Source organism: Cytophagia bacterium CHB2 (assembly GCA_030263535.1).
In the GTDB taxonomy this organism is placed as follows: domain Bacteria; phylum Zhuqueibacterota; class Zhuqueibacteria; order Zhuqueibacterales; family Zhuqueibacteraceae; genus Coneutiohabitans.
Genome location: SZPB01000042.1, coordinates 1 through 25585, shown reverse-complemented (window position 1 = coordinate 25585; position 25585 = coordinate 1). Strand labels below are relative to the sequence as shown.

Genomic DNA, 25585 nt, shown 5'->3' with positions numbered 1-25585 from the left:
ATCGGCAAGAAAAAACCGGCAGTGAGGATGTAGACCCGCGAGGCCACGTGAAAAAAACGACCAATGAAATTCAAGCGTTGATTACCCTGCTGGGCGATGACGACACAAAAGTGCGCGATATCGCGCGCGAGCATCTGCTGCAAATCGGCCAGGATGCCGCAACCTATTTACGGCAAGCGGCAAACGCGGATGTTGACGGAAAAACTCGCATCGAAGCGCGTCACGTGCTGGCTAAAATTCGGCAGGAAGATGTGATCAACTCGTTTTATCAGCTCGGCCTGCTCGATGACGAGCAGATCGATCTCGAACATGCCGTGTTTTTGCTGGCGCGCGTCGGTTACCCGGATTTGGAAGTTGCGCCGTTCCAAAAAGAATTGGACGAGCTGGCGCGCAGCGTGCGGCCGCGGCTGGCGGATGCCCGGCACACGCAACCCGGCCGCGCTCTGGTGGAGGCCATCAATCATACCTTGTTTGTGGAAGAGGGCTTTCACGGCAACGTTGACGAGTATTATGATCCGGACAATTCCTATCTCAATCGTGTGATCGAGCGCCGCACCGGCATTCCCGTGAGTCTTTCCGTCGTGTATTTGCTCATCGCCCGGCGCTTGCAAGCCCCGATCTATGGCGTCAACCTGCCCGTGCATTTCATCTGCCAATACCGCGCGGCTGATGAAACGTTTTTCATCGATCCGTTTCATCAGGGCCGTGTGATCACGCGCGCCGAATGCCTGAAATTGTTGCACGGCTCCGGCATAAAATTCGAAGAGAACATGCTGCAGCCGGTGCCGGCGCGCAAAATCATTGCGCGCATGGTGCGCAATCTCGTTTTGATTCATGCCCAACAAGAAGAATCAGCCCAAGCGGCATTGTTGGATCGTATTTTGAAAATGCTGCGCGTACAAGAATAAATATAAGGAAACCTCATGCATTGCAGTCAATGCGGCGCCGAGGTCGCGCCGAGCAGCCGTTTTTGTTCGAATTGCGGCGCCAACGTCGCACAACAGATGAATGAAAAAAAATGTGCCGCGTGCGGCGCGGCGCTAAAACCGGGCGCAAAATTCTGCCAAAGCTGCGGACAACCGGCAAGTCAAACCGCGCCGGTTGCGGCTCCCGTGCAAACCGCGCCGGCGGAAGAGCTTCAAGAACCCGAGCCTACACCGCGCTCGCCGTGGGTCACGTTGTCGTTGTTTCTCAGCATTCCGATTGTCGTCGGCATCATGTTTTTGCTTTTTTACCCGCGCTCGAATCCCCAACCGGTAATGTCGCAGCAAGCGCCAAGCGCAATGCCACAGGAAACCCAACAAAACGGGCAGGACCCGTTCGACATGGAATCAATGATGCCGGTGTTTCACCAAATTGATTCCCTTAAAAACGCGGTCAAAGAAAATCCCCAAGACACCAATGCGCTTTTGCATTTGGCCGCGTTGTTCGATATGGCCGGCAAATACGATCAAGCCGCGGAATATTATCGCAACTTGCTGGCCGTGACCCCGGAAAACGTTGAAGCGCGCATGAATCTTGCCGGCAATTACTTCAATCTCAAACAAAACGAGGCCGCGATTACGGAATTGGAAACCGCGCTCAAACACCGTCCAAATTATGATTACGCCATGTTCAATCTCGGCGTGATCTACGCCTCGATTCATGAGCATGAGAAAGCCGCGGAATGGTGGAACAAGGTTATTGCGCTGGACGCGTCAAGTGAGCTGGCCACGCGTGCGCGCGAAAGCATGAAAACGTTGGAACATTGAACTGTTGCTCGTTGCTGGTCGCTGGTGTCGCATCCTGCCAGCCAGCAACCAGAGCCGAGAAACCAGCACCCAGAAATCACTGAAGGAGGAAAAGGTAAATGCCCACCGTTTACTTCGAAGCCGAGAATCGCAAAGTCGAAGTGCCTGCCGGAACCAGCTTGCGCAAAGCCGCAAAACAAGCGGGCGTGAGCGTGTACGGCAGCGTCAATAAAATTATCAACTGTCGCGGCTTTGGCTTGTGCGGCACGGACAGAATCGCCGTCAAGCCGGGAGAATGTCTCAGCGCGCTAACTTTTTTTGAGAAGCTGCAATTGGGCGATGCTCCGAAGGAACGCTTGGCATGCCAGGTAAAAATCACCGGCGACGTCACGGTCAACACCGCGCCGGCTATGGCCTACGGCCTCGAGATGAAGGAGAATGTCAAATTCGGCGCCATTGCCTTATTTTTCGGCGCGCTGACGCTGGGCACAGTTCTCTTCATGGTTTTTGAGATGATCGGCAAACCGCTTTTCTAAGGAACGCCATTTAAATAACCTACTCATTTTGGGAACCGCTAATAAACGCGAATATTCGCTAATCTTAAAATTCGCGTTTATTGGCGTGCATTCGCGGTTTGAGATTTGGGCAAGTTATTCAATCGACAATCCTAAGGAGATTCGCCATGTTCAAAACCGCGGCACTCGAAAGCTTGCCGGCCGCGCGGCCGGTCTCCAGCACCACCGCCAAAACAGAGTTGCAAACAAAAGAGCCGATAGCTGAAGATGCCTACGGCTATTGGATCTACTGCGACAATTGCGGCACAAAACTGCAAAACTTTCGCTGCCGCTTGGTCTGCCCCACGTGCGGCTTCTTTCACAGTTGCTCAGAGCCGTGAAGCGTGATTGAGTTTGCTGAAATGGAAATGCCCTGATAGGTTGCTCTATCAGGGCATTTTTGTTTGCGTTCGAGATATTCTTGGTAACGCCGGCGGGATTCAACATCTAACCGTTTGCCGAAGCGGGACTCATGAAACGCCTTGATTTTTGACGCCGTGTTCGTTATTCTTGCCTTGTTGAATTCAGCCTGCAAGGCCATGTTTCGTAATTCATATGAGTCCATTCTTGGGGAGGAACTCTAATGGCGCTCAAACTCATTCAGCAAGATGTCTCGACTCTGCGTGAAGCTTATGAAGAACGCAAGGAGGAATATGACACCCTGCGGGCAGCGGGAAAATGGTCGGGTGCGGTCTTATACGCTGGGACTCTGCTTGAACTGGTGTTAAAACTGGCAATTTGCAAGCATCTGGGCGTTGCCAACCTGCCGGTAGCTTTTCAAGTTCATGATCTTGAATTCTTACTTTATTGCTCCGGGCAACAAGGCGCTTTTTCCAGCAACATCGTACTACAGAAAAATTTCAGATTTATCGTTGATCATTGGTCAACATCTCTGCGATATGAGGGTGCAGCCTGCTCGAAACAAGAAGCAGATGAGTTTGATCGAGCACTCTTCGATTCTGCCAGTGGTGTTATCACATTCTTAACGCAATATTTTTGAGGTAAAATATGAAGACAAATCTTTTGAAGGACCTGCGCGCCGCCATTGAACAATGGGCGCAGGATCGAAACATTGAAATCATACATCTTGAAGTCAAATACAGCGGTATCGGATCGAACGTTCACATCCGTGTGGTGGCGCGGCATGGGTTCGAGAATTGGCCCCGCTCCGATCGCGAAAATCATCTTTTCGATTTTTTGCACGCGAAAATAAACCGGAATGGCAATCTCTTTATCAGCAGCTTGATCGCCTTAACGGAAGAAGAATTTGAACAAGTCGAAGGTGCTGAAATTTATTGATAAAGCTGGTTACGATTATGTCAACCGCTCCAACGCGGCCAGCGCCTCCTGCGCATGCTCGCCCCAGGGGAAGCGGTCGAGGTATTCTTGATAACGCTGCCGGGCTTCGGCGATGCGGCCAGTTCTTTCGAGAATACGAGCAAGTTTTAATATAGCACCAGACATTCGAGAAGGCCGCTCATCAAGCTTGATCGCGACTTCGTACTCTGAAATGGCAATTTCAGGTTGGTTGAGATATTCACTATAGATATCTCCTAAACCAATATGCAGTGGACCATAGTCTGATTGAATGTTAATCGCTAATTGAAATTGGTTCAAGGCATTTTCATAATCTTTCTTTTCTAAAAAAGTTCGCCCGAGTTGATAATGTCTCCAAGCTGTTCCTTTTCCCAAACTCAGCGCTTTTCTCAATAATTCTTCAGATTCCTTCAAATTATTCATAGTTCGATATGCTTTACCAGCGCTTGCCAATATCCATGCATCTTCGGGTGCAATTCTCAAACATTCGTTAAAATGTGCAATACTGTTATCAATATCGCCACACATTTCATAGGTTATAGCTAATAGGCATCGTAACCGAGCGTTGTGCGATTGTTCGTCTACTAAAGGTTTGACAAAGGCTTGGGCTCGCCCTGAATAATCAAGCCAAAGAAGCATTATAGCAAACCGCTCTAATGCACGGGAACTTTCATTGTGTACCAGACAGAAGAGTTTAGATAGTTTTGCTTGAATTCTTCCTTCGATTGATAAAATCGCTGTTGTTTCTGAATAGAATTTTCCCAACCAAGCCCCTTGGCTTATATCCAAACCTGTTTTCAAGTTTTGAATTAGCCTTGTTGCCAAATCCTCAACGCTTTTCTCTTCAACTCGACGTGAATATGAAACACACCTCGCCGCCAAATACAAATCGCCTTTCATCACCTCCCTCACCACCTCCGTCGCATCTTCTACCAACCCGCACACGAACACCAACACCTCCGCCCATTCGGGGTCGCTGACATGCTTCAAAACATATTCGATTGATTGATGCAGCGCCACTTCGCGTGCGAAAAAATATTCCTGCACGGCCTGGTGAAAGAAGCCGGTTTGGCCCGCGCTTTCACGCAACAGGCCGTGGTGCAGGAATTCGCGATTGAGATCAGCGACATTGAGATGCTGCTGCGCTTCGTTCTTGCTCTGCAATTCTGCCAACCGGATGGACATGACGGCCGCGGCTTCATCCGCCGAGAGCAACGTCCGGCTGGTGCCGAGACGCCATGCCAGAGCCGAGAGGATTTCTTTTTCCACACGAACCGAGCCGGCGCCTTTCACGCGCGCCCATTCGCTCAAATAACGATCAATAAAACGATCGAACAACTCCGCACGATTCTGCGGCGGGTTGTCGCTGGCGCGCAGCTCGTCCGCCAACAGGGTGAGCATGAGCGGATTGCGGCACAGGTCGCGCGTGTATTCGTCCAACCCTTTCCACGCCGGCTGCGCCTTCTCCGCGCCGATCTCGATCTCCAACACCTTCGAGGCATTGAAGCTGCTCAGTCGCTCCAACTGAAACGCCGTGAATTCGCGGCGCAGTTCCTCGCGATAGATACCGGGCCGGCAGGCCACGACAAAGCGATTATGGGGAATCTCGTGCACGAGATGGCGAAGGTGATGCACGACTTCATCATACGCCTCACCGACTTCATTCAAGCCATCGAAAAGCAACAAACATCCGCCGGCAGCGAGACGTTTGTGCACATCGACATCATGCACACCGCGCACACTCGCGGTAATCAATCGCCACAAGCCGTGTTTTGTGTCGCTGGCAGCAACTGTGGGATATGCTGAGAGATCGACAAAAATGGGAAGATTGAAATCCTCCGGCTCATTGAGTCCCGGCTCTTTGCCTTCGCCGCGCCACACCGCATATTCTGATGCAAGTTTCTTGAGTGACGTGGTTTTGCCCGCGCCCGGCTCGCCCAAAATGAGAAGTCGCGGAAACGTCTTGACCGCGATGCTCACTTTCATGTTGCGCGGCCGTTCGGCCTCGACTTCTTCGAGAAACAGCGGCGGCAAGGCAAGCGTGCGCAGGCGCAAAGGCCGCGCGGTTTTTTGCAATTCGGTGCGGCAGAATTCGAGATGTTCTGTGAAGGCGCTGAGCGGCGGGATTTCTTCCACCGCCCGGGCGCTGGGAGCGCCCGGGCGGTTGTCCGGAACCAATTTCAACAGCCAATCAGTGATATGCTGGCGCAACAACGAGGCAAAATGCTCGGGGTCGCGATAGTTGGCGTAAAGCGCAAGCCGGCCGTCTTCCACTTGCTGTTTGAATTCGAGTACCTTGTGCAATTGCGGGCCGGGATCAGCGAGAAAATCCGGGTGCACCTCGCGAAAGTAGAGCATGATTTCCGGAGCGCTCTCTTTCGCATAGCGCTCGCGCGCGAGATTGAATTCCTCCAGCGTGCCGGACTCTGCTTCGCCGGTGGGCAAGCCGAAGCGCCGCCATAAAATGCCGACGAGCAAATCGCATTCGATTACGAGTTGATTGATGCGGGCCTGGCTGCGGCCCATGCCGGGCGCGGCGTGCGTTTCCCAACCCGTGGCTTCGAGATCAAAGCCGTGTTTGTGCGCCAACGCACGCAGGCTGAGAATCTCGTCGCGCGCTTTCTCGCGTTCGAGCATCACATCGCCGGGCGAGGCGATGAAGACTTTCAGGAGCTTTACGGTTTGGCCGGGCATGCTGAAAAGGAGTGATGGATTACTGGATTGTTGGGTACCCCATTTCAGTTTTCTTCATTTTGAGAATAGCCTTTGTCCGCAGAGTGAGGCCTAACCAGCTTCCTGCAATTCTTCACGAATGACGCGCCGGAGAACATTCTCGATGTTCTGGTCGCGAATTTTTGTCTTCAATGCTTCATTGATGAGTCTTTGAAAATTTCGCCCCCGGGCTTGCGTTTTGAAATACGCCACCACGCCGGCATCCAGCGTGAGATTCACCTGGATCTTGCCTTTGGACACAGCTTTTCCGCCGATGCGCAACGTTGACCGCGTGATTTGTTTGGCAGTAATTTCGGGGATTTCGGACAAATCGATATCATCGTCCCGCATCTTGTTGATGCGCTTCCAATCAGTTCGAGAGGTTTTGGAAGAAGATCTTTTGCTCATGTTTAGTGGCCTTTCGCATTGAAATAATACGAATTGTTTTGTCTCTCTCGGTATGGGCAATCACGCAAACGACGCCTCGTAACAAACCCATCGTGATGAATCGTTCTTCTCCATAGTCAAAACGATCGTCGTTGATAATAAATGTCAACCCTGAAAACACCAGCTCCGCATCGACGAAGTCCAAACCATGCTTTTCAATGTTGGCTTTCCGCTTCTTTTCGTCCCAGGTGAATTTCATGAACAACTATAAGGATTATCGCCCGCATTTTCAAGAATGATTTTGAGCATCTTAAAAAAGCTGCAGAAGTTACTTCGGCAGCCCGAGCTGCTCGCGATACGGCGCATCATTATTGCCGTGCAATTGCCAGTAAGGCAGGCGCAGGGTTTTGATCAACTCGCCTTCGCCGCCGTCGCTGGATTTCCATTTGAGAATGCGATGCGGATAGGCTTTCTCCACCCAATACATTTCGGTGCGACTGCCGACCTGCCAGGTCCAGCGCCAACTCGGCGCGTTGCCCTCGCTCAGCTTCACGACTTCGCCCTCATCTTTGATGATCGAGCCGCCTTGAAACTCTACGTCTTGATGTCCGGAGCGCGAGGCCCAGGCACTGGGCAAAATTTGCAACGCGCGGCGCTGCCCGGCAGACAAAACTTCGCCTTTCAGCTCGCGAATCCAAATTAGAAGATTGTCTTCGAACGCGGCGTTGGCCGGCAATTTGATGGATCGTTTCTGATCGCCTTCACTTTGAAAGTAGCTGTGCAGCGTAAGTTCGACTTGATCGCGCTGCGGGATCAGCATTTGATAAACATGGCCGCACCATTCCTGCGCCGTGAACGAGATCTTGAGCGGCTCAAACGGCGGGCGGCCAAATTCAGATTCGATGCTGCTGAATGTCGAGGTCAAAAGCGAATAGTCATAAATGCCGGTGGGAAATTTCACGACATGATTGAGCTTCATCACCGGCGCGCGGTCGGCCGGCGGAATTGCCTCGGACTCGACTTTGATGCGCGTGGTGCGGGAGATTTCCTCCGTCACAAAAACCAAAACCGCATTACCCTCCCGCAATTCGCCGTAGCGTTGGGTTTTCGTTTGATAAGACGACAACTCGGCTTTGCCGTCGCCCCACCATCCCCAGAAATCCTGCGCCGCTGAAGGCGCAACATTCATTACCAGCAAACCTGCCAACATGGTCTTGAGCATCAAATTTTTTTTCATATCTGCTCCATTAGAGATTCACATGAGCCTAGTCCCGGCGTTGCACACGCGGGTATGTTGAAACTCGTGCACGGTTACCTCAACTTTCATGACTGTTTTACCTGTCATTCCGATGGAATCTTGTGAAGCATATGGCCAAGAACGAATTTTCTCAAGATCTTGCTGGATGACATTTACAATGTATGGTTCTGCAAATTAAGGTAACAGTCACGACGCAAGAAATTTAGCGATCTTCGTGCGTGAAAGCAAGGCATGCTTTCGCGCCTCCCCAATAAAAACAGCCAACGGCTGCCATCCTTAACAATCCGTTGGCTGTTTTTAATCCTTGCTGCTGCAATGGCTGAAAATGTCACTTCTTGAGTTGGAGGCGCATGATCGTGGCGGTCGCGCAATCGTTCGAGGTGAACTCAGCGGAAGCGCGCACGGCCGGCGGCACGTCATCACGCGCGATCTCCTGAAAACCGGCGGCCGCCGCCATCCCGGCAATCGTCGTCGTCAAGAGATAAAACGTTTGGACGCCGCTTTTTTGCGCCCGCTCAAGCAATGCCTGCCACAGCCGCTTGCCGATTTTTCTTCCGCGCCAGCCTGAAGCCACGGCGAACGAGCGCAGCAAGCCCTCGCGGCCAAAGCGTTCCATCGCAAACACGCCAATGAGATGGCCGTTGTGCTCCGCGACAATGGCATTTGCCAGCGCATTCGACAAACCAATTTCAGGCAGGTTGCTCGCCTGCAACAAGTTCACGATCACATTATAATCTTTCTGCGTTGCTTCGCGCAACGTGACGCCGGGCTGTTCGTTCGGCAGCGGCTTGCGGCCAACAACTTTCGTGCTTGCAATTTTGACTTGTTCGAGGATTTGCGGATTGGCCTCGATCATCGGGCCATAAACATTCTGAAGACTTTCATCGCCAAGCACAAAACCGCGCACCATGTCCGTGTCATAATCCAACCGCGTTTCGACTTTGACGTCGGCGAGTCCGGCTTGCGTCAGCATACGCAAATAATCCGCGGTCGGAATCGCACCGCCGACGCAACCACAGTAAGAAGCCGAGTCATTCTTGATGAAATCCGGCAAGGCGTCGGCAACAATGTCGCTAATCGAGATGCGGCCGCCCGGTTTGAGCACGCGCTGAATCTCCGAGAAGACTTTGGCTTTGTCGGGCGAGAGATTGATCACGCAATTCGAGATCACCCAATCGACGCTGTTATCCGCCGCCGGAATGTTCTCCGCATCGCCCTGACGAAATTCGACGTTGGTGTAACCGCCTTGCGCGGCGTTACGGCGCGCGGCCTCGAGCATCGCCGGCGTCATATCAATGCCGATGACTTTGCCGGTCGGGCCAACTTTCTGGGCAGCGATGAAGCAGTCAATGCCCGCGCCGGAACCAATATCGAGCACGGTTTCGCCGGCTTTGACTTCAGAGAACGCGAGCGGATCACCGCAGCCGAAACTTTTTTCCGCCGCCGCTGTTGGAATAGAGGAGAGCACGTCCTCACGATAACCAGCCATTTGCGGAATGGTCAGTGTTGCCGCGGTGCCTTTGGTGCAACAACCGCTGCTGCGCTGGCCGGTGACAGCCTTGGCGTAGTAATCTTGCACAAGAGTTTTGACCTCAGTTTGATCGACTTGCTTGGGCGGCACGGCGCCGCCGCAACACCCGCCACCGGTGGCGAGTTTGAGCTTGGAAGGTGTGGCTACGTCAGACATTTTTTGTTCCTTTCAGATTAAGAATTTGAATGTTTTGTGGCACTTCGACTTTGTCCGGGCAACAACTGGTAGCCAGCCAATCTTGTACGGCAACAGAAAGCAACTCCAGGCCTTCCAGGATTTGTTCGCGTTTTTCCGCGGGAATGCGTTCGAGAATCTGGCGTTGGCTGGCGCGCAGGTCGGTGAGAATTTCCTTGCGCATCTGCTCGCCGCTGTCACTCAGGTGCACAATGATCTCGCGCCGGTCGCGCGCGCTGGCCCGGCGCTCGACCAAACCACGTTGCACCAGCGGATCGATCACGCGCGTGCACGTGCTTTTGTCGAGAAAAAGATATTTGGCGAGTTGCACCATTGTCATCTCGCCGTTTTCGCCAAGCGCATCCAGGGCATAACATTGTGAGACTGAGATGCCGCAACAGCAGATTTCATTGCGATCGCGCATTTGATATTTGCGCATCACCTCTTGCATGAGTCGCTGCATGCGCTCAACTTGCGTTTCCAGTTTTTGTGTTGTTTTCATGGCAAACAGATACGATTGCTGATTACAATAGTTGCATTATACAACTAAAATAATAAAAAAATCATCCCGGTCAAGAGATTTCTTGACAACAGCGGAGAACAAAGCCTATATTCAAATGACTTTAAGGTGAAGCAATTCTATCTAATTGTTATTTTTTTGTTTTACCGGGAACACTTTTGTTCACTTTTAGGTGAAATGAAAGTTCCGACTAACCGTTCATCACACGGATTGGGAAAAACTTACTGCGAATCGACGGATGAAGTCTGCGTCGAGAAACTCACCGAAAATTCTGGCTAAAGCTTTTATAGTAAAAAATCGTCTAATCGAATAGTAACGGCATGCCCTTTAGATTATTGTATAAGCGCTCGCCTCACGCACCGCAACTTCGGAGAAAAATGAGATGAACGATCCTCGTGAAAAGAAATGGCCGGGCTGGATCGAAGTCAGCCAAAACACCCTGCAATTGATTTTGGGCGTCATCCAGCTCCTACCGTTCATCAGCGCCGGCGTGGGTATTCTGGTGGCCTATTTCAGCGGCGTCAACAAATGGGCGATCATCTCGCTAGGCGTGGCGATCATCTCGTTCGGTGTGGCGTTTCTCACGCGCAACCGGTTGCAGGATCGCACCATGATGTTCGTTAATCCGACGTTGTGGATCGAGCGCGACGAGGTGAGTATTGCGGTTTATCCCGACCGTCGCGTCGTGAAGCGCCGCTATGAGTTCAAAGCATTGAAGCGCGCGGAACGCTATCGTTTCAAATTCCGCTGGTCGGGATCAGAACATATTAAAGTGATGTTGGAAGCCACTGACGATGCGCTCATCAAAATTACCGGACCGAAAGTGCAGAAAAGCTGGCATCGCTACGAAGTTCGGTTCAAAGAAACGCTCAAACCGGGCGAGAAAAAAACGGTGATTATCAACTATGAGTTGCCCGACCGCAGCGGTGAGTCGGAGCCGTATCATTGTGTCTCTTACGGCCATGTCGCGGGATGCCGTGAGCTGATTTATCGCCTGTCTTTTCCGGAAAACGAGGCCAGGCACGACGTATATTTGATTCATTACGATGCGGATTGGGTCGTGCAAAAAGGCTTGCCGATCGGCATCGATGCCGATGATAACGAATTTCGCGCCGAAGTCAAACCCGAGCCAGGCATGCGTTACTCACTCGAGTGGCAGGAACGCTAAACAAAAATGCGCGAAGTTAAATCGTGGCGGTCCTTCCGCATTTGCAGCATATTTGTGATACAATAAGAGCGACAAGTGATAAGTTTTGGAAGTACCAATCAATCATCATGAGGTTTGGGGTATGTTCGAAGAGTGAAGAAGCGCAGCCGCCGCGTCGCAAACACGACACAAGATTTTGCAGGCGATCTCTTTGAGTTGTGATACGTTAAAGAGATCGCCTTTTTGTTGCGAAATTTTAACAGTTGGGAGTGATGTTTGTTTCTTGAGGAAGGGGTAAGCGGGTATTGCCGTGCCCAGGGAGAAGATCAACAACAAAGCTGCGAAGCCGAGACGCGCCTGTCCGCACCGAGCGTCTTATTCTTCATCCATGAAAATGGCCCTCAGATACGATCTTGTTCACGACGGGCAGCCCGGGACGGGCTGGTTCGTTCATGAACTCACGGCGAGAGCGAGAACCTTCGCCGCAAGTGATCACGCGCAGCATTAACCGAGTCGGAAAATTGTAAGTAGATCGCGCGATGGTAAGACGGCGCAATGTAACGCGCCAGTGCCTGATTGTCAAGTTCGAATTTGTCGCTTCGGAGTTTTTGCTTGACTTTGTGTCACATAATTTGCAATATCAGCCGCAATAAAGCCAATGCACTGCACCGCTGAACATCAACACCCCAAACGCTTACCTGAGGATCAAGGCCTATGTGCGTGGCCAGTACTTTTTACTGGAGGAAAAGTCTATGAAGCGGCCTGTTGATATTGTATTGGCAATCTTGTGCCTCGCCAGTCTCATTCGCCCGTTTAGCGGCGACTCCAATCTCATGGAAATCATCGGTTACCTCGCCATCGCCCTGCTCTCCGCCTCACTCATCGTCGTGCTGCATCTGCGCCCCAATCAAACGCCTGAGCCTTTTGCCATGGCGCCGTCTTCAATAGACAGCCGTCCGATGGCAAAACCTTCGAGGACCAAGCGGGTGAAGGCCGAAAGCGCGGTTTAATTCTACACCAGCATTTGGTTTTGATTTTGGCAATCTCGCCGTTGCACAAGCACAAAGCTTAAGCATATCCTGCGCATCTCTGCGGGTGTGCAACGAGGTTGGGGCCTTTTGTTGTTCTCCTCTCTTCTGAGCACAATCTTTATTCTCATTCTCCCAACAACAACTTGACTTTTTTGCGAAAGTTCGTTAGGTTTTGCCGCTCTAATGAAGCCAATCACCCATTGATCTCAGGCTGGGTGGCGGCAAAAAAGCGGAACAATGTCCGGAGGCATCTGTTTCTGCCTTGGCTATTTGGAGGTGAAATTGTAATCATGTTGCTACGTTATCAGCGTTTCGTTGCAAGTAGTCTGATTGTTTTTGTTGCCGGTTTCCTGTACGTCGCTGCTGCGGCCGCAGATGAAGTTTGGCACAAATCCTATGAAAACGGCAAGCAAGCAGCCGAGCGCGGAGACTGGAAAAGCGCCGCAGCTTATTTTGCTGCCGCGCTTGGGCAAAAAAGCAATGACACCAACAAAATACGCGCATACGGCGCCGTTTTCATTCAGTATTATCCCAATCGCGAATTGGGCATCTGCTATTATCATCTCGGTGATATGGAACGTGCCCGCCAATATCTTCAACTATCGCTGCGGCAATCGTCGTCCTCCCGCGCCACAGAATATTTGAACAAAATTACTGCCGGGCAAGCGCCGCCGCCGACTCCCGTTCCGGCGCAACCGGCAGCAACCACGCCTTCCTCAAAAACGCCCAAGCCTGCGGCCGAGCCTTCGACGACAATCATTGGCGATCGTTTGAGCATTGCCATTTTGCCGTTCGAGACCAAGGGCATCGGCGGCGAATTGGGTGAGATCGATTTGCTCGACAAAATCACCACGGTGTTTTTCAATTTGCATCGCTTCAAAGTCATCGAGCGTGCGCAATTGGAAAAAGTTCTGAGCGAGCAACAACTCGGTATGACGGGCGTGATCGACGCTTCCACCGCCGCCGAGATCGGCAAAGGCATCGGTGTTGACGCCGTGGTGTGCGGCAGCATCGCGCGTACCGGCAATGCCGCCAGCATCGACGCGCGCCTGATTGATACCGAAACCGCGGCGATTATCACCGCGCAAGATGCCTACGCCAATGGCATCAATCTGCCAGCACTTAGCCAGATGATTCAGGAGGCCGCGAACAAAATCAAAAACGACATGCCCCTGATCACCGGTTATGTGATCCAAACTGAGCAGGATCGGCTCACGCTGGATTTGGGCCGCAGCCGCGGCATTCGCAAAGGCATGAAATGCCACGTCTATCGCGAAGGCGAGCCGATTGTGCATCCCGTCACCAAAGAAGTGATCGGCAAGGGCATCGACGAGTTGTGCGAAGCGCAATTCACCGATGTGTTCGAGGCGTATGCCATTGCTGTGATCACCAAAACGAAAGGCGGCGCAGCCCGGGTGAGCGATCGTGTCGTCACCAAGTGACGGTTTCGCCTTCGTTATTATTGTGTTCATGTTTACAAAGATATCTTTTCATTCAACCAGGAGATGCACCCATGAAACTTGTGAAATTCGGATTGGTTCTGGCGGCCTTCTTCATTTGTGTGAGCGCCCTGTCGGCGCAAAGCCGCCGCAATCAAATTGAGTTTTACGGCGGCGCAGCTTTCCCGCTCAGCCCCAAAGAATTTAAAGAGTACACCAATGTTGGCCTTAGCGGTAATGTGCAATACGTTCTGTTTCCTTCACCGCGTTTGGGCGTCACCTTCAATGTTGGTTACGAGGGGTTTTCCACAAATAATGAGAAGTTTGCAGATTGGCTGAGCACGAGCTTCACTGGCGAGACGGTTGACTATTGGGTCAGCACCGGATTATTCAACAATCCCACGGCGGAAATAAAGTCCAATGTCGCCCGTATCGGGGCAGGTATTCGGCCGTATTTGACTGTTCCTGAAGCGAACACTCAGTTCTTTCTGCTCGGACAGGCAAACTACAACATCATTGCCAATGATTTCACTGCTTCAGAGATTCCTTTCATTGACCAAGACACGGGTGATATTTTCTCTCTGACTTTCGATGACAAGCAATACGAAGAGGCCATCGAAGATAATGACGAAAACGTCTTCGGCGTCGGCTTGGGCGCCGGCCTTGAAATTCCAGCAGGCTCTTCATTGAATATTGTCGTGCAGGGGCTGTTCAACATCGTTTTCACCAACGATGAAAGCACAAGCTTTGTAGGCGTCACGGCAGGATTGGTGTTCTAGGCTTGATTCGCCGTTTCCGGGTGGGCTTCGCGTTTGCCCGGCAAGTTTTGCATTGAATGAGAATGGCCAGTCAGCGGCTTTTGACTGGCTATTTTTTTGAAAGGATCTCGAGGCAAGATGGATTTAGGCCTGAAACAGAAAGTCGCCATTATCACCGGCGGCAGCCGCGGCATTGGCAAGGGCATTGCGCTGGCGCTGGCGCAGGAAGGCTGCCACCTGGCCATTTGCGCGCGCAACGCTGAAGCGTTGCAACAAGCGGCGGAAGAAATGCGCGCGCACCAGGTGAAGGTTCTGCCGCTGGCGCTCGATGTGACGCAGCCGGATCAGGCACAGCAGCTCGTCGAACAAACAGCGGCGCAATTCGGACGCATTGATATTTTGATCAACAATGTCGGCGGCAATCGCCGCGGCGAATTCGAAACAACGACGGATCAGGATTGGCAGGAGATTATCGAGCTGAATTTGATGACGCACACGCGACTCAGCCGCGCGGTGATTCCGCACATGCGCAAGCAAGGCGGAGGCGCAATCATTTTTATCTCGTCGATTTTTGGCCGTGAATCCGGCGGGCGGGGATTGGCGATTTATAACACGACAAAATCTGCCATGATCAGCCTGGCAAAAATCATGGCTGTCGAATTGGCGCCGCACAAGATTCGCGTCAACAGCGTTGCGCCCGGCTCCATTCGATTTCCCGGCGGCAGTTGGGACAAGCGCTGTTTGCAAGATCCGGAAGGCATGGCGGAATTTGTAAAACGTGAAATGCCGTTGGGAAGATTTGGAACGGTGGAGGAAGTGGCGAACGTGGTGGCGTTTTTGGCTTCGGAACGCGCCAGTCTCCTCACCGGCGCATGCGTGAATGTTGATGGCGGGCAATCACGTTCGTTGATCTAAGTCATAAGAACAATTCACTCTTTGCAATGATTGCGAGAGCCGCTACTCACCTTCACGTATTTCTACGCAATTCCTTAAAAAGTCTACCAATTTCTTTGATTTTGAGGAGATGCTCTTGACGATTAAGGTGGGCGTCGCCCTGCAGTTGGCCAAACAGATTCTTGAGTTGATTGAGGCGGGAGGCAAGAAAATCAAGCCGCTGAAGATCTGGCAGAATGTCGGATTCCTGTTCAGGATTAGCCGCTAAAAAGGAGTCGAGCTCCTCAAAAGAATGGACATTGTACCTGACCAGGATTGATCGGTGTTCCGCTTCAAAATTACGGAGTCGATTATAATCAGGAAATTGCTCGGCAATTTCTTCTATGATCGTCTCGGCCATATCAGATATCTCAACGTGTTTGAATAAACCCCGGGTGGCAATACTTCATTGAAACCTGGTAATCGTAACATCCAAATACCGCACCTGTTTCGCCGCCGGCTGCCATTGCACCAGAATCGGACTTTGATACGTGCCTTGCACCAGGCGGCCGTGGCCCTCGCGCTCGCTGTCGGAGATTAACAAGCTGACGCGGCGCTTCATGCGCAAGAAACGCTGCGCCGGCACGCGAATGAACGACGACAGAATTCTCTCGACCACGGATTCGCTTGCGCCAAAAGCCTCGATCAGCTCGTTGAACAAGTGCACGAAATCATACTTGGCGTAGTTGATGGTTTTGCTCGGAATCGCTTTGGGATCGAGCAGCATGTGTTTACCTTGCCGCGCCATGAATTTGAGCGGATTGCGCAATACCTCGGCGAGATCGTGCCGCATCAGCAGCGTTTCGTATTCGTTGACCGTCAAACCGGCATTGCGTTCGGCCGTGGCCAGCGCAATGTCGACGCGGCCCTTGACCACTTCGCTGGCCTGGATCCAATCCTGAAGCTGTTCCATCAAACCGAGACGCGCATCTTTGAGGTTGATGGAATCGACCGGATGCTTGGACACCGGCAGGGCGAATTGCGCGCGATACGCCGGCAGTTCATCATTATAGGCCAGCGCGCGCGTTTGCCGCGTGCGCGCAATGTTCTCATACACGCCGTCGAGATCGATGAAATACACCGGCTGGCCCGGACGGTTGACATAGGTTACGCAATTTTTCAACCCGGAGCCGATGTAAGCCAAATGCGAATCCCCGTTGCGCGGCTCGCATTGGCGCTGCTCCTCGCTCAATTCCTGGCGGAGCTGAAGCTGATCGTGATGATAATCGGCGTTCGGCGGAAACAGTTTTTGAAACGCCCGCATAAACGGATCAACATGCTCGCGGCTGTGTTGCAAACGCGCGCAAAAGCTTTGTTCGAGAAACCCGGCCGTGGTATGATAGGAACAATAAATGGTCTTGCGGTACTGCGAGATGAAATCCCCGAACGCAGAGATCATTTTACCGGCAACATCAATTACATCGTAACGCGCCTGAGGCACTAGTGCAAGGGTGACTTCCTTGGGCTGAGAATGCATTCCAGCTCTCCAATTGCAGTTCTGATCAAAGGATGAAAGAGCTTTTGCACGTTGCTGAACGAAACGAAATAAATTCAACAAAACAAAAGCGGGGCAATGTATTATTTTAAGAAAGAAATGTCAAGTTGATCTTCCAGTCGCAAAGATACCCATTTTCTTCGCGTCTGTCCCAAAATACTATCGCCGAAAATGTTCCAATCGCGGCAGGGCCCAGGTTTATTGAAGCTTGTGGCCGCGAGCGGAACTCCCACGTTTTAATGCAACGGCCAGGCCGTTGCAGGAATATTATCAAAAAATGTAACTATTCAGCTATGCCAAGCCCACCACGGGCTTATCAAGCAAGACCGTTTCAATAGCGTTGAGCACATTGAGGTTTTGCTTACGACAAGTGGAAATAAATCCACGAATGCGACAGAAAGCTCTTGCACCTTCGTTGCTGCGGAATGTGCCTGAGATTTTCTGTTGCACTTTCATCATGCGCAGATCCCTTTCGGCTTGGTTATTATCGAACGGAATGTTGAAATCATAGGCAAACGCCAAGATCTCCCGCATATGTGTGCGCAACCGCTCCAACAGATTGCGGCTTTTGCTTTTCTTTTTTCGCCCGCGATGATGAGAATCGCCCTGCGGCGGTGGATTGGCACGAAAACCTTTCTGCAGTATGCGACGATATTGCCCTTGAAGCTCTTGAAGAGTTGAAGAGGCCAGACGACGGGTGTTGCGTGCAACCTTGGCTTTGGTGGCAAGCAGTAAAACGCTCATTTCTCTTGCCCAGGCTTGCTGATGTTGTTCATCAACAAATTTCAATTCGCGCAACAGATGAACATTGCAAAAGGCATGTTTACAGTCAAAACGCTGATACGGTTTCCAGAAATCATGCACGGCCGTTCCCTGAAACTGTGGCAGGATGCCCATTTCTGCCATGGCTTCCTGGCCGCGTTTGGGATGCATATAGTAAAAGGTGCGCTCCGCGGTTGAAACTGTATGCACCCAATGCAATTCGCCGTTGGTCCGCATGCCGGTCTCATCAAGATGGAGTACCGCGGCGCTGACCAGTTGCTCTTTGGTCTTTTGTTCGATCGGCGCCAACTTTTCTGAACAGCGTTGCTGCCAATTGGTCAGTGTGCCCACCGCGATGGGCTGACCCAACAGATCGCCAAACAACTCGGCCGTACGCTCATAGGGCAACAATTGTTGGTTGAGCAAATACACCGCCGCCGCTTGCATGCGGGAACCATATTGTGCCAAATGCGTGACGTCTTTCGGAAACGGCGCACGTGTGGACTTTTGGCATTGCGGACAGACTTTGATTTCCACTTGATGTTCGGTCACTTCGATCAAACGTGGTGGCAGATCAAAAACCTGACGTTTTTCATACTGCGCGGCAGGCGCCTTGGCTAACGAAGTATCGCAATGCTCACAGCGGTCGACGCCATGTATTTGAATGCGGTCGGGGTTTTCAACTTGTCTGAGCGTGGTGCCCGAGTGGCCTTCTTGACCGCCGCGTTTCTTGCCGGTCTTCTGGCGTAAACTGATAGAACGCGGGCGTTTCTTCAGACCATCACTAGACGGCGGGTTATGGCTATTGTGGCTGTTTTGTGCTAACTGATCTTCCAGGGCTTGCACCCGTTCATGGAGTCGTTGTAACTCCGTGAACAAAGCTTCGATCAGTTGCACGGTTGCTTCAGGGTCGCTATGAATCAGGGCTAAGATTTGTTCGCGAGTCAATCGTTGCATGATACAAGATAAGCATGAAACCCGCAAAAACCTCAGGCTTTTTTATAATTTTCGCACCTGAGGCTAACTATAGCTGAACAGTTACCAAAAAATAACGCTTTTCCGGACAGGCGCCGTTTATTCGCCGTCCGGCTTATTTGCAAATCTTGACGAGGTGCTGCCTCGAATACCGAAACCTGCCCCCAGCGAAAAGATTGTGTTATTCTGCGCTATGGCAACAGCCGGCCCGACGAAACAGTAAACGTTACGGCTGATTCCAAGGCGTGCGCCGGCCGTGAATCCGATTGCTGTTTGCAATGATGTTCTGCTGCGGTAGCGATAGCGCGAATCCGTGATTGGAAACAAAAGATCTGCGCTGCCGCCCAAGGTTAAGATCAGACTGCGAGTGACCCTGGGTGCGACAAGAATCCCAAAGCCAAAATCGAACGCGTCACTCTCTTCACCTTTTAAGTAACCCGCACGCATGCCGAGGAGAGATGGCAGTTTTCCATTACGGCCATGAACCGCAATCGAGGCAACAACGAAAGCAACTCGCGTTGCGACTGAGTTGTCATGCATCGAGCTGAATCCGGCGTTGAGACCCACAATGCCGTCAATGCCGATACCAACTTCTCCCGCGGTTGCCGAATTACCGTTGCCTATTCCGGCGGCGCCGCCGATATAGAATTCGCTTACGCCTTTTTCGACCAGCATTTGCTGGCCCCACAGCGCATTCATCGAGCTGCAAACAAAAGTCAGACACAGTAGAATTCGGATGATCATCGTTGCGATCCTCAACACGTCATATTCTTTGCGTGATTTTTTTTCAAAAAACTCAGGAGATGTTCCATGAACTACTGGCTCGTAAAATCCGAACCGGAAACCTTTTCATGGGAAGACTTGAAGGCTTCCCCCAAGAAAACCGCGTCCTGGGAAGGTGTGCGCAATTATCAAGCGCGCAACAACCTGCGCGCCATGAAAAAAGGCGATTTGGTTTTGTTCTATCACAGCGTGGTCAAACCGCAAGTAATTACCGGCATTGCCGAAGTGGTGCGGGAGGCGTATCCCGATCATTTTGCCTGGGATCGCGCCAACGATTATTTTGATCCCAAGAGCACGCCGGAAAATCCCATTTGGTTCATGGTGGATATCCGTTCCTACAAAGATATTGCACCGCCCATCACTCTCGATGAAATCAAACGCACGCCGGCGCTCAAGAACATGGAACTGCTGCACAAAAGCCGCCTCTCGGTGCAGGCGGTCACGCCGCAGGAATGGCGGGCGCTGCTGCGCATGCGTCAATTGGGGGAATGATTGCCCGGAGCAGCACCAGATCAAAATTCAAACAAAGCATGCAGCCGTGTATGATGTAGTTTCCACAGTTCCTGACCAGTTCATGCGAAAGCTGCACAGCAAGGTAGAGCTTGATTTTGAAGGCGGGAAATCGTTTTATTACGAATAAAAACTGCCCGATTGTGAGTCAAATGGAGTTCGAATCATGAAAAGGATGCTCATCATCGCCGGCATTGCGCTGGCGGTTGTTTTAATCGCCCTCCTCGCAATTCCGATTTTTTTCAAAGATGACATTGTCGCTTTGATCAAGCGCGAAGCGAACAAGAATCTCAACGCCACGCTGGAGTTCGAAGATCTCGGATTGAACTTGTTTCAAAATTTTCCGGCTCTGACGCTCAATCTCGAAAAGCTGAGCATTGCCAACCGCGCACCGTTCGCAGGCGATACGCTGATCGCTTTAGGAAATTTCCAAACCAGCATCAACCTGATGAGCCTGTTCGGCGGCCCGCTCGAAATCCGCTCGTTTACGCTGACCGAGCCGCGCCTGAAACTGATCATGTTGAAAGACAGCACTGCGAATTGGGACATCATGCAAGCGGCAGCGCAAGAGGAACCGGAAGCAACTTCCAGCGGCGGCTTTCAGCTCGCCCTGCAATCCTACGCGATTGAAAAAGGCTATCTCAACTATATCGATCAAACCTCCGGCGCCATGGCTTTGATCGAAGGCCTCGATCATCGCGGCAGCGGCGATTTCACCAGCGACCGCTTTCGTTTGCGTACCAACACTGACATTGCAGCCGTGACCCTCGGCGCCGGCGGGGTGAATTATTTGAACAAAGTCCATACCCGGCTCAAGGCAGATTTTGATATCGACGCTGCCAATCAGAAATACACGCTCACTGAGAACGAATTGCGCCTCAATGAACTTGTGCTAAAATTCGACGGCGCGATTGCGAGGGCGGGTGAAGACACGGATCTCGATCTCACCTTCAGCGCGCCGCAAACCGATTTCAAGAACATCATCTCGCTCATTCCCGCGATCTACAGCAAGGATTTCGCCTCATTGAAATCCTCTGGACAACTGGCGCTGGCAGGCAAGGCTAAAGGCATCTACAACGAAAAACAAGTGCCCTCTTTCGAGGTCAAGCTGCAGATCAACGACGGCATGTTTCAATATCCGCAACTGCCCACGGCGATGAACAATGTCACGGTCGATCTGTTCGTAAACAATCCCGGCGGCGATCCCGACCGCACGATCATCGATCTCAAAAAATTTCATGTGGATTTGGGCAAAGACCCGTTTGACGCCAGCGCCCTGGTGCAAACGCCGGTTTCCGATCCGCATATCAAGGCCGCTGCCAAAGGCAAAATCAATCTCGGTGAGATCAAGAACCTGATTCAACTGACGCCGGGCACCGAGCTGGGCGGGGTGGTCAATATTGATTTGAACGTGAACGGAAATCTTTCCAGCATCGAAAAAAATCAGTTTGACAAATTTTATGCAGCCGGCAATGTTACCGTGAATAACCTTGTTTACAACGCGGCGGAGCTGCCGGAGAAAGTCCAGATCAAGCAAGCGCGCATGACGTTGTCACCCGCCAACGTCACGCTTAGCGAATTCGACTGCGCCCTGGGCAAAAGCGACCTGCGCGCCCACGGCACACTCGACAACGTGCTGCCGTTTGTGATGAAGGGCCAAACCCTGAAGGGCGCGCTCTCGCTGCAATCGAATTATTTCGATTTGAATCCCTGGATGGCGGGCGAAAGCTCGGAGTTGAAAGCTGTGCCGCTGCCCGAGAACGTCGAATTCACCATGAATTCGCTGTTTCGCGAAGTGTCGTACGGCAAATTGAAAATTCAAAACATCAACGGGGTGTTGGGTTTGAAAGATCGTACGCTCAATCTCATCGACTTGAACATGAATATGCTGGGCGGCTCGGTGCTGGCCAACGGCTCGTACAGCACGCCCGAGAATGCGTTGCCGCGTTCATTTTTTGCGATGAAAGTGGCCGGCCTTAGCTTCCCGCAAACCTTCGAGAGTTTTGTGACGGTGCAGAAATTCGCCCCGATTGCGCAAAGCTTGCAGGGCACATTCAGCGCGGATTTCGAGTTGATGTCAGATTTGGATTCGACGCTGACACCGGTGATGAAAACGTTGACGAGCCTGGGCTCGTTGCGCATTGCCGACGCCGCTATTCAAGATTTCAAACCGCTCACCAAAATGGCGGAAGCGCTCAAGCTCGATCGGCTCAAACAGCTCGCGCTTGTCGATCTCAAGCCTTCGTACAAAATTCGCGACGGCCGTTTTTTCCTCGAGCCGCTGGGATTCAACGCCGGCAACATGGCGTTCGTCGTCTCCGGCTCGAATGGCATCGATCAATCGGTGGACTATTCTATCAAGCTGCGCGTGCCGGCTGAGGATATGAATAGCGAGGCGAATGCCGTAGTCAGCAATTTATTGAACCGGAAAATCGATTTGTTGCAGAATGATTATGTCGATTTGGTGGGCAATATTGGTGGAAGCGTGACGGAGCCGCAGGTCAAGTTTTCCGCGGCAGACGTGATCAAAGGCGCTGCCGCGCAAGTGACTTCGCTGCTCTCACAAAAAGCGGAAGAGCAAAAAGCCGCGGCGGCGGACACGGTGAGCGCCGCGTTGGCCAAACAAAAAGAAGAGTTGGAAAAGATGAAGCAAGCCGCCGCTGATAGCGCCAAGAAGGAAGCAGAGCGCTTGAAAGAAGAAGCAAAAAAGAAGCTGAGAGGGCTGTTTAAGCCGTGAGAGAGCTTATCGCAATGAAGTGGATAAATTAAGTGCCTGTATCCGCTTCATTCGTGCCATCCGTTTTCCTGAAATTGTAAACCTTAAAAAGCCAAGGCCCGCTTGAGATTGAGTAATTGTAACATTGCGAGTAGATCGCCTCATGCTCGCGTAGTGCCAGGAAATTCCCTTGTTATTCGCTGGCGCTAGCGCTATATTCCCGGCGCGAAAAATGCAGGGAGGTGGGCAGTTATTTTGCGATTTGATACGCCTGCGATGTTACTGAAACGACATGAACGGACGCGGATTTGACGAGAAGCCCGCGCTTTATTTTATTTCGGAAAAGTACATGAAAAGAGTTTGCCATATTTTGGTTTTGCCGCTGGTGTGCGGAGTTATTGGGTTGAGCTGCACAACGTCTGCGACTAAAAAAGGAAGCACGGATAATAGTCGCCGCGCTCAAAGCGTCGCCGAAGCCAATCCGCGTGCAGCCGAGTTGGTTATTCGTGGCGCGTTGGCGGAGTTGCAGAATGATTATCGCGGCGCGCTCAGCGCCTATCAAGAAGCCTTGCTTTATGACACGACTTCCGCTGCTTTATTTAATGCTATTGGCGAGGCGTTGCTCGCACTGGGCAACATGGAGAGCGCGGAACAGTCGTTCAAGCGCAGCCTGCGCCTCGACTCCAAATTCATCCCGCCGCACGAAAATCTTGCCATCATTTACCAACGCCAGGGCCGGAACAGCGCGGCCACGCAAGCCTACGAAACCATTCTGGCGATCGACCCGGAGAATGCTTCAGCGTTGTTCAATCTCGCGGCGCAAAGCATGGCGCAGCGCGATCCCCGTCGCGCGATTACGATGTTGCAGCAACTCGTTGATCTCGGCAAGGCCGGGCCGCGCGAGTGGCTGACGCTCGGCACGCTGTATATCAGCCAGCAAAAATATGAGGAAGCGGAAGCGGCGTTTGAATATTTCATTAAAGACGCGCCGGGCGATGAGCAAGGCTATCTTGCCATTGCTTCCGTTTATGCCGCGCAAAACGACACGCTCCGGCTGATCAATTGGTATGAAAAAGCGCTGGCAAAAAACAGCGAGTTCAACCGCGTGCGCGATAATCTCAAAGATATTCATCTCAGTCGCGGCAATCGCAAGCGCGCGATCGAGCTAATCGCGCAGCGCGCTGCGGCGGATAGCAGCGATTTGGAAGCACGCGTGGAGTTGCACCGGTTGTATCTGCAAACCGGCGACACGCTGGCGGCAAATGCACAGATCGATCAGGTCATTGCCACCTTGCGGGCGCGCTGGCAGCGCGACTCCGCCGATGTGCGGCTGATGCTGCAACTCAGCGATCTCTACCGATTGCGCGAGGATTCGTTGCAGGCGCGCGCCATGGCCGACCGCGCCGTCAGCATGCTCAACGGCAAGGTCAACGATGATTCCGCCAGCATAGAAAACATCGAGCTGTTGGGGCGGCTCTACCTCGGCCGCGGCGACACCACGGGTGCGATTTCCGCTTACGAGCAATGGGTAAAGCGCGCCCCCGCAGATTTTCGCGGCTATCTTTTGCTCGGGCGCCTGGCTTACGAAAATAGGCGTTGGGAGCGCGCGATCAACTATTTTGAACAAGCACTAAAAATCGAAGCCTCGCTGCCCGAGGCCTGGATGATGCGCGGCCATTCGAATTTGCTGTTGAATCGCACGGCGGAGGCGCAGGACAGCTTCGAGCAAGCGTATCAACTCGATCCCAACAATCCGCTGACCAATTTTTTTCTCGGTTTTTGTTTGAGCCAGTTGCAACACCACGAGGAGGCATTGCCTTATTTGCAGCGTGCGGTGCAGCGCAATCCCGGCGAGGCCGGATGGTGGGGTACGCTGGCTGCGACGCTGGACGAGTTGGACCAGCACGCGGCGGCAGATTCGGCATATCAACAAGCGCTTAAAATCTCGCCGGAAGACGCGACGCTGTTGAACAACTACAGCTATAGTCTTTCGGAGCGCGGCCAGCGGCTTGACGAAGCGCTGGTAATGGCGCAAAAAGCCGTGCAAAAAGAACCGGAAAACGGCGCATTTCTCGACACCATCGGCTGGGTTTATTATAAAATGGGGAAATACGAAACCGCATTGGAGTATATTTTGAAATCCATTTCCGTGCGCGACACTTCCGCCGAAGTCATGGAGCATCTCGGAGACGTGTACGACAAACTCGGTCAGCCGGAGCTGGCGCGGCAATATTGGCAAAAAGCGCTCACGCTCGACGGCAACCGCAAAAGCGTCATACAAAAACTGGAGATGAGCCGCGACGTGCCATGAGTTTTTCGCACTGTGCTCAATCCAATTCACGCCTCATCTTTCTTTCATGTGATTCTGGAAGATGGAAACTGTGTGAAAACCTGGGATGATGGCAGGCTTCGACAAGCTCAGCCGGCGACAGGGCGATCGGCGTTGAAGCGTTCGTTTTCACGTCGTCTGCTGTTTGCGTGTTTGCCCCAGTTGCAAAATCACCTTGAATCTTCTCTTTGCAGAGATTCCGTTGAATGACTACGAACGTGGAGTGTGTCAAATATTTATGACCTCATATAACAAAGAAGATGTGCCCCGTTCTCGTGCTGCAACCAAGTTCGTTCAGGTCGCCGGCGTTTTTGCATGCGTGCTGGCGCTACACGGTTGCGCCGCGCTTTCAAAATCCGCCAAGCCCACGGCAGAAGCTTGGCCGGAGGAAGTGTTCTTGCGCGTCGCAGAAAATTACCGCAACATCAAATCGTTTCGCGGCGCAGGCCGGCTCATTATTGATACTCCCGAAATGCAAACGCAAGCCCCGGCAACGATTTTGGTGCGCAAACCGGATTCCATGT

General features: G+C 52.2%; 26 protein-coding genes. 15 read left to right on the top strand and 11 right to left on the bottom strand.

Annotation, left to right across the window (positions count from 1 at the left end; all coding sequences use genetic code 11):
- The first annotated feature begins 47 nt into the window (after positions 1–47).
- From FBQ85_06595 to FBQ85_06580, 4 genes are all read left to right on the top strand, one after another.
- Positions 48–908, top strand: coding sequence for a hypothetical protein (locus tag FBQ85_06595; GenBank protein ID MDL1874823.1), 861 nt, complete (start codon positions 48–50; stop codon positions 906–908).
- A gap of 15 nt (positions 909–923) precedes the next feature.
- Positions 924–1751 (top strand): tetratricopeptide repeat protein, encoded by an 828-nt coding sequence (locus FBQ85_06590; protein ID MDL1874822.1) that lies wholly within the window; start codon positions 924–926, stop codon positions 1749–1751.
- Positions 1752–1849: 98 nt separating this feature from the next.
- The gene (locus tag FBQ85_06585) at positions 1850–2266 is read left to right on the top strand and encodes a (2Fe-2S)-binding protein (GenBank protein MDL1874821.1); all 417 of its coding nucleotides are present in this window, start codon (positions 1850–1852) and stop codon (positions 2264–2266) included.
- 146 nt (positions 2267–2412) lie between these two features.
- Positions 2413–2625, top strand: coding sequence for a hypothetical protein (locus tag FBQ85_06580; protein ID MDL1874820.1), 213 nt, complete (start codon positions 2413–2415; stop codon positions 2623–2625).
- Here FBQ85_06580 and FBQ85_06575 read toward each other — a convergent pair.
- Entirely contained in the window at positions 2604–2825 is a 222-nt protein-coding gene (locus tag FBQ85_06575; protein MDL1874819.1) for a hypothetical protein, read from the bottom strand. The two genes, FBQ85_06580 and FBQ85_06575, sit on opposite strands and share 22 nt — an antisense overlap.
- A gap of 42 nt (positions 2826–2867) precedes the next feature.
- Here FBQ85_06575 and FBQ85_06570 point away from each other — a divergent pair, with 42 nt between their 5' ends.
- Together FBQ85_06570 and FBQ85_06565 are read left to right on the top strand one after the other, a co-directional pair.
- Positions 2868–3284 carry a hypothetical protein gene (locus FBQ85_06570; GenBank protein ID MDL1874818.1) on the top strand — a complete coding sequence of 139 codons (417 nt, stop codon included), beginning with the start codon at positions 2868–2870 and terminating at the stop codon, positions 3282–3284.
- Positions 3285–3292: 8 nt separating this feature from the next.
- Positions 3293–3583, top strand: coding sequence for a hypothetical protein (locus FBQ85_06565; GenBank protein ID MDL1874817.1), 291 nt, complete (start codon positions 3293–3295; stop codon positions 3581–3583).
- 15 nt (positions 3584–3598) lie between these two features.
- On the opposite strand, the gene FBQ85_06560 is transcribed toward FBQ85_06565, so the two are convergent.
- The 6 genes from FBQ85_06560 to FBQ85_06535 all read right to left on the bottom strand — a co-directional run bounded on the left by FBQ85_06560 (position 3599) and on the right by FBQ85_06535 (position 10165).
- Positions 3599–6295 (bottom strand): NACHT domain-containing protein, encoded by a 2697-nt coding sequence (locus FBQ85_06560; protein ID MDL1874816.1) that lies wholly within the window; start codon positions 6293–6295, stop codon positions 3599–3601.
- 90 nt (positions 6296–6385) lie between these two features.
- Positions 6386–6721: a BrnA antitoxin family protein gene (locus FBQ85_06555; GenBank protein MDL1874815.1), complete on the bottom strand. Its 336-nt coding sequence runs from the start codon at positions 6719–6721 to the stop codon at positions 6386–6388.
- On the bottom strand, positions 6684–6959 hold the full coding sequence (locus FBQ85_06550) for a BrnT family toxin (GenBank protein ID MDL1874814.1): 276 nt from the start codon (positions 6957–6959) through the stop codon (positions 6684–6686). Before FBQ85_06550 ends, FBQ85_06555 begins: the two co-directional genes overlap by 38 nt.
- A gap of 69 nt (positions 6960–7028) precedes the next feature.
- Positions 7029–7937, bottom strand: a complete 909-nt coding sequence (locus FBQ85_06545) for a hypothetical protein (GenBank protein ID MDL1874813.1) — start codon at positions 7935–7937, stop codon at positions 7029–7031.
- 349 nt (positions 7938–8286) lie between these two features.
- Entirely contained in the window at positions 8287–9645 is a 1359-nt protein-coding gene (locus tag FBQ85_06540) for a GNAT family N-acetyltransferase (GenBank protein ID MDL1874812.1), read from the bottom strand.
- Entirely contained in the window at positions 9638–10165 is a 528-nt protein-coding gene (locus FBQ85_06535) for a MarR family transcriptional regulator (GenBank protein MDL1874811.1), read from the bottom strand. The genes FBQ85_06540 and FBQ85_06535 overlap by 8 nt, the downstream gene beginning before the upstream one ends.
- 400 nt (positions 10166–10565) lie before the next feature.
- On the opposite strand from FBQ85_06535, the gene FBQ85_06530 reads away from it, so the two are divergent.
- The 5 genes from FBQ85_06530 to FBQ85_06510 all read left to right on the top strand — a co-directional run bounded on the left by FBQ85_06530 (position 10566) and on the right by FBQ85_06510 (position 15473).
- Positions 10566–11351 carry a hypothetical protein gene (locus FBQ85_06530; protein ID MDL1874810.1) on the top strand — a complete coding sequence of 262 codons (786 nt, stop codon included), beginning with the start codon at positions 10566–10568 and terminating at the stop codon, positions 11349–11351.
- A 731-nt stretch (positions 11352–12082) separates the two neighbouring features.
- Positions 12083–12340, top strand: coding sequence for a hypothetical protein (locus FBQ85_06525; GenBank protein ID MDL1874809.1), 258 nt, complete (start codon positions 12083–12085; stop codon positions 12338–12340).
- Positions 12341–12651: 311 nt separating this feature from the next.
- The gene (locus FBQ85_06520; protein ID MDL1874808.1) at positions 12652–13803 is read left to right on the top strand and encodes a hypothetical protein; all 1152 of its coding nucleotides are present in this window, start codon (positions 12652–12654) and stop codon (positions 13801–13803) included.
- Entirely contained in the window at positions 13620–14579 is a 960-nt protein-coding gene (locus FBQ85_06515) for a hypothetical protein (GenBank protein MDL1874807.1), read from the top strand. Before FBQ85_06520 ends, FBQ85_06515 begins: the two co-directional genes overlap by 184 nt.
- A gap of 117 nt (positions 14580–14696) precedes the next feature.
- The gene (locus FBQ85_06510; protein MDL1874806.1) at positions 14697–15473 is read left to right on the top strand and encodes an SDR family oxidoreductase; all 777 of its coding nucleotides are present in this window, start codon (positions 14697–14699) and stop codon (positions 15471–15473) included.
- 52 nt (positions 15474–15525) lie between these two features.
- On the opposite strand, the gene FBQ85_06505 is transcribed toward FBQ85_06510, so the two are convergent.
- The 4 genes from FBQ85_06505 to FBQ85_06490 all read right to left on the bottom strand — a co-directional run bounded on the left by FBQ85_06505 (position 15526) and on the right by FBQ85_06490 (position 19398).
- Positions 15526–15852 carry a hypothetical protein gene (locus FBQ85_06505; GenBank protein MDL1874805.1) on the bottom strand — a complete coding sequence of 109 codons (327 nt, stop codon included), beginning with the start codon at positions 15850–15852 and terminating at the stop codon, positions 15526–15528.
- Between the two features lie 45 nt (positions 15853–15897).
- A complete protein-coding gene (locus tag FBQ85_06500; GenBank protein ID MDL1874804.1) occupies positions 15898–16968 on the bottom strand; it encodes a YjbQ family protein in 1071 nt (356 codons plus the stop codon).
- A 309-nt stretch (positions 16969–17277) separates the two neighbouring features.
- Positions 17278–18705, bottom strand: a complete 1428-nt coding sequence (locus tag FBQ85_06495) for an IS66 family transposase (GenBank protein MDL1874803.1) — start codon at positions 18703–18705, stop codon at positions 17278–17280.
- Between the two features lie 117 nt (positions 18706–18822).
- A complete protein-coding gene (locus FBQ85_06490) occupies positions 18823–19398 on the bottom strand; it encodes a hypothetical protein (protein ID MDL1874802.1) in 576 nt (191 codons plus the stop codon).
- A 135-nt stretch (positions 19399–19533) separates the two neighbouring features.
- Here FBQ85_06490 and FBQ85_06485 point away from each other — a divergent pair, with 135 nt between their 5' ends.
- The 4 genes from FBQ85_06485 to FBQ85_06470 form a co-directional block, all read left to right on the top strand.
- On the top strand, positions 19534–19998 hold the full coding sequence (locus FBQ85_06485) for an EVE domain-containing protein (protein MDL1874801.1): 465 nt from the start codon (positions 19534–19536) through the stop codon (positions 19996–19998).
- A 184-nt stretch (positions 19999–20182) separates the two neighbouring features.
- Positions 20183–22753 carry an AsmA family protein gene (locus FBQ85_06480; protein ID MDL1874800.1) on the top strand — a complete coding sequence of 857 codons (2571 nt, stop codon included), beginning with the start codon at positions 20183–20185 and terminating at the stop codon, positions 22751–22753.
- Between the two features lie 271 nt (positions 22754–23024).
- Entirely contained in the window at positions 23025–25043 is a 2019-nt protein-coding gene (locus FBQ85_06475; protein ID MDL1874799.1) for a tetratricopeptide repeat protein, read from the top strand.
- A 280-nt stretch (positions 25044–25323) separates the two neighbouring features.
- The coding region (locus FBQ85_06470) for a hypothetical protein (protein ID MDL1874798.1) at positions 25324–25585 on the top strand (262 nt) is incomplete at its 3' end.

Excerpts from the sequence above, each read along its gene's own strand:
- FBQ85_06590 (MDL1874822.1), top strand. The coding sequence starts at position 924 with ATGCATTGCAGTCAATGCGGCGCCGAGGTCGCGCCGAGCAGCCGTTTT.
- FBQ85_06585 (MDL1874821.1), top strand. The coding sequence starts at position 1,850 with ATGCCCACCGTTTACTTCGAAGCCGAGAATCGCAAAGTCGAAGTGCCT.
- FBQ85_06580 (MDL1874820.1), top strand. The coding sequence starts at position 2,413 with ATGTTCAAAACCGCGGCACTCGAAAGCTTGCCGGCCGCGCGGCCGGTC.
- FBQ85_06575 (MDL1874819.1), bottom strand. The coding sequence starts at position 2,825 with ATGGCCTTGCAGGCTGAATTCAACAAGGCAAGAATAACGAACACGGCG.
- FBQ85_06570 (MDL1874818.1), top strand. The coding sequence starts at position 2,868 with ATGGCGCTCAAACTCATTCAGCAAGATGTCTCGACTCTGCGTGAAGCT.
- FBQ85_06565 (MDL1874817.1), top strand. The coding sequence starts at position 3,293 with ATGAAGACAAATCTTTTGAAGGACCTGCGCGCCGCCATTGAACAATGG.
- FBQ85_06560 (MDL1874816.1), bottom strand. The coding sequence starts at position 6,295 with ATGCCCGGCCAAACCGTAAAGCTCCTGAAAGTCTTCATCGCCTCGCCC.
- FBQ85_06555 (MDL1874815.1), bottom strand. The coding sequence starts at position 6,721 with ATGAGCAAAAGATCTTCTTCCAAAACCTCTCGAACTGATTGGAAGCGC.
- FBQ85_06550 (MDL1874814.1), bottom strand. The coding sequence starts at position 6,959 with ATGAAATTCACCTGGGACGAAAAGAAGCGGAAAGCCAACATTGAAAAG.
- FBQ85_06545 (MDL1874813.1), bottom strand. The coding sequence starts at position 7,937 with ATGAAAAAAAATTTGATGCTCAAGACCATGTTGGCAGGTTTGCTGGTA.
- FBQ85_06540 (MDL1874812.1), bottom strand. The coding sequence starts at position 9,645 with ATGTCTGACGTAGCCACACCTTCCAAGCTCAAACTCGCCACCGGTGGC.
- FBQ85_06535 (MDL1874811.1), bottom strand. The coding sequence starts at position 10,165 with ATGAAAACAACACAAAAACTGGAAACGCAAGTTGAGCGCATGCAGCGA.
- FBQ85_06530 (MDL1874810.1), top strand. The coding sequence starts at position 10,566 with ATGAACGATCCTCGTGAAAAGAAATGGCCGGGCTGGATCGAAGTCAGC.
- FBQ85_06525 (MDL1874809.1), top strand. The coding sequence starts at position 12,083 with ATGAAGCGGCCTGTTGATATTGTATTGGCAATCTTGTGCCTCGCCAGT.
- FBQ85_06520 (MDL1874808.1), top strand. The coding sequence starts at position 12,652 with ATGTTGCTACGTTATCAGCGTTTCGTTGCAAGTAGTCTGATTGTTTTT.
- FBQ85_06515 (MDL1874807.1), top strand. The coding sequence starts at position 13,620 with ATGCCACGTCTATCGCGAAGGCGAGCCGATTGTGCATCCCGTCACCAA.
- FBQ85_06510 (MDL1874806.1), top strand. The coding sequence starts at position 14,697 with ATGGATTTAGGCCTGAAACAGAAAGTCGCCATTATCACCGGCGGCAGC.
- FBQ85_06505 (MDL1874805.1), bottom strand. The coding sequence starts at position 15,852 with ATGGCCGAGACGATCATAGAAGAAATTGCCGAGCAATTTCCTGATTAT.
- FBQ85_06500 (MDL1874804.1), bottom strand. The coding sequence starts at position 16,968 with ATGCATTCTCAGCCCAAGGAAGTCACCCTTGCACTAGTGCCTCAGGCG.
- FBQ85_06495 (MDL1874803.1), bottom strand. The coding sequence starts at position 18,705 with ATGCAACGATTGACTCGCGAACAAATCTTAGCCCTGATTCATAGCGAC.
- FBQ85_06490 (MDL1874802.1), bottom strand. The coding sequence starts at position 19,398 with ATGCTGGTCGAAAAAGGCGTAAGCGAATTCTATATCGGCGGCGCCGCC.
- FBQ85_06485 (MDL1874801.1), top strand. The coding sequence starts at position 19,534 with ATGAACTACTGGCTCGTAAAATCCGAACCGGAAACCTTTTCATGGGAA.
- FBQ85_06480 (MDL1874800.1), top strand. The coding sequence starts at position 20,183 with ATGAAAAGGATGCTCATCATCGCCGGCATTGCGCTGGCGGTTGTTTTA.
- FBQ85_06475 (MDL1874799.1), top strand. The coding sequence starts at position 23,025 with ATGAACGGACGCGGATTTGACGAGAAGCCCGCGCTTTATTTTATTTCG.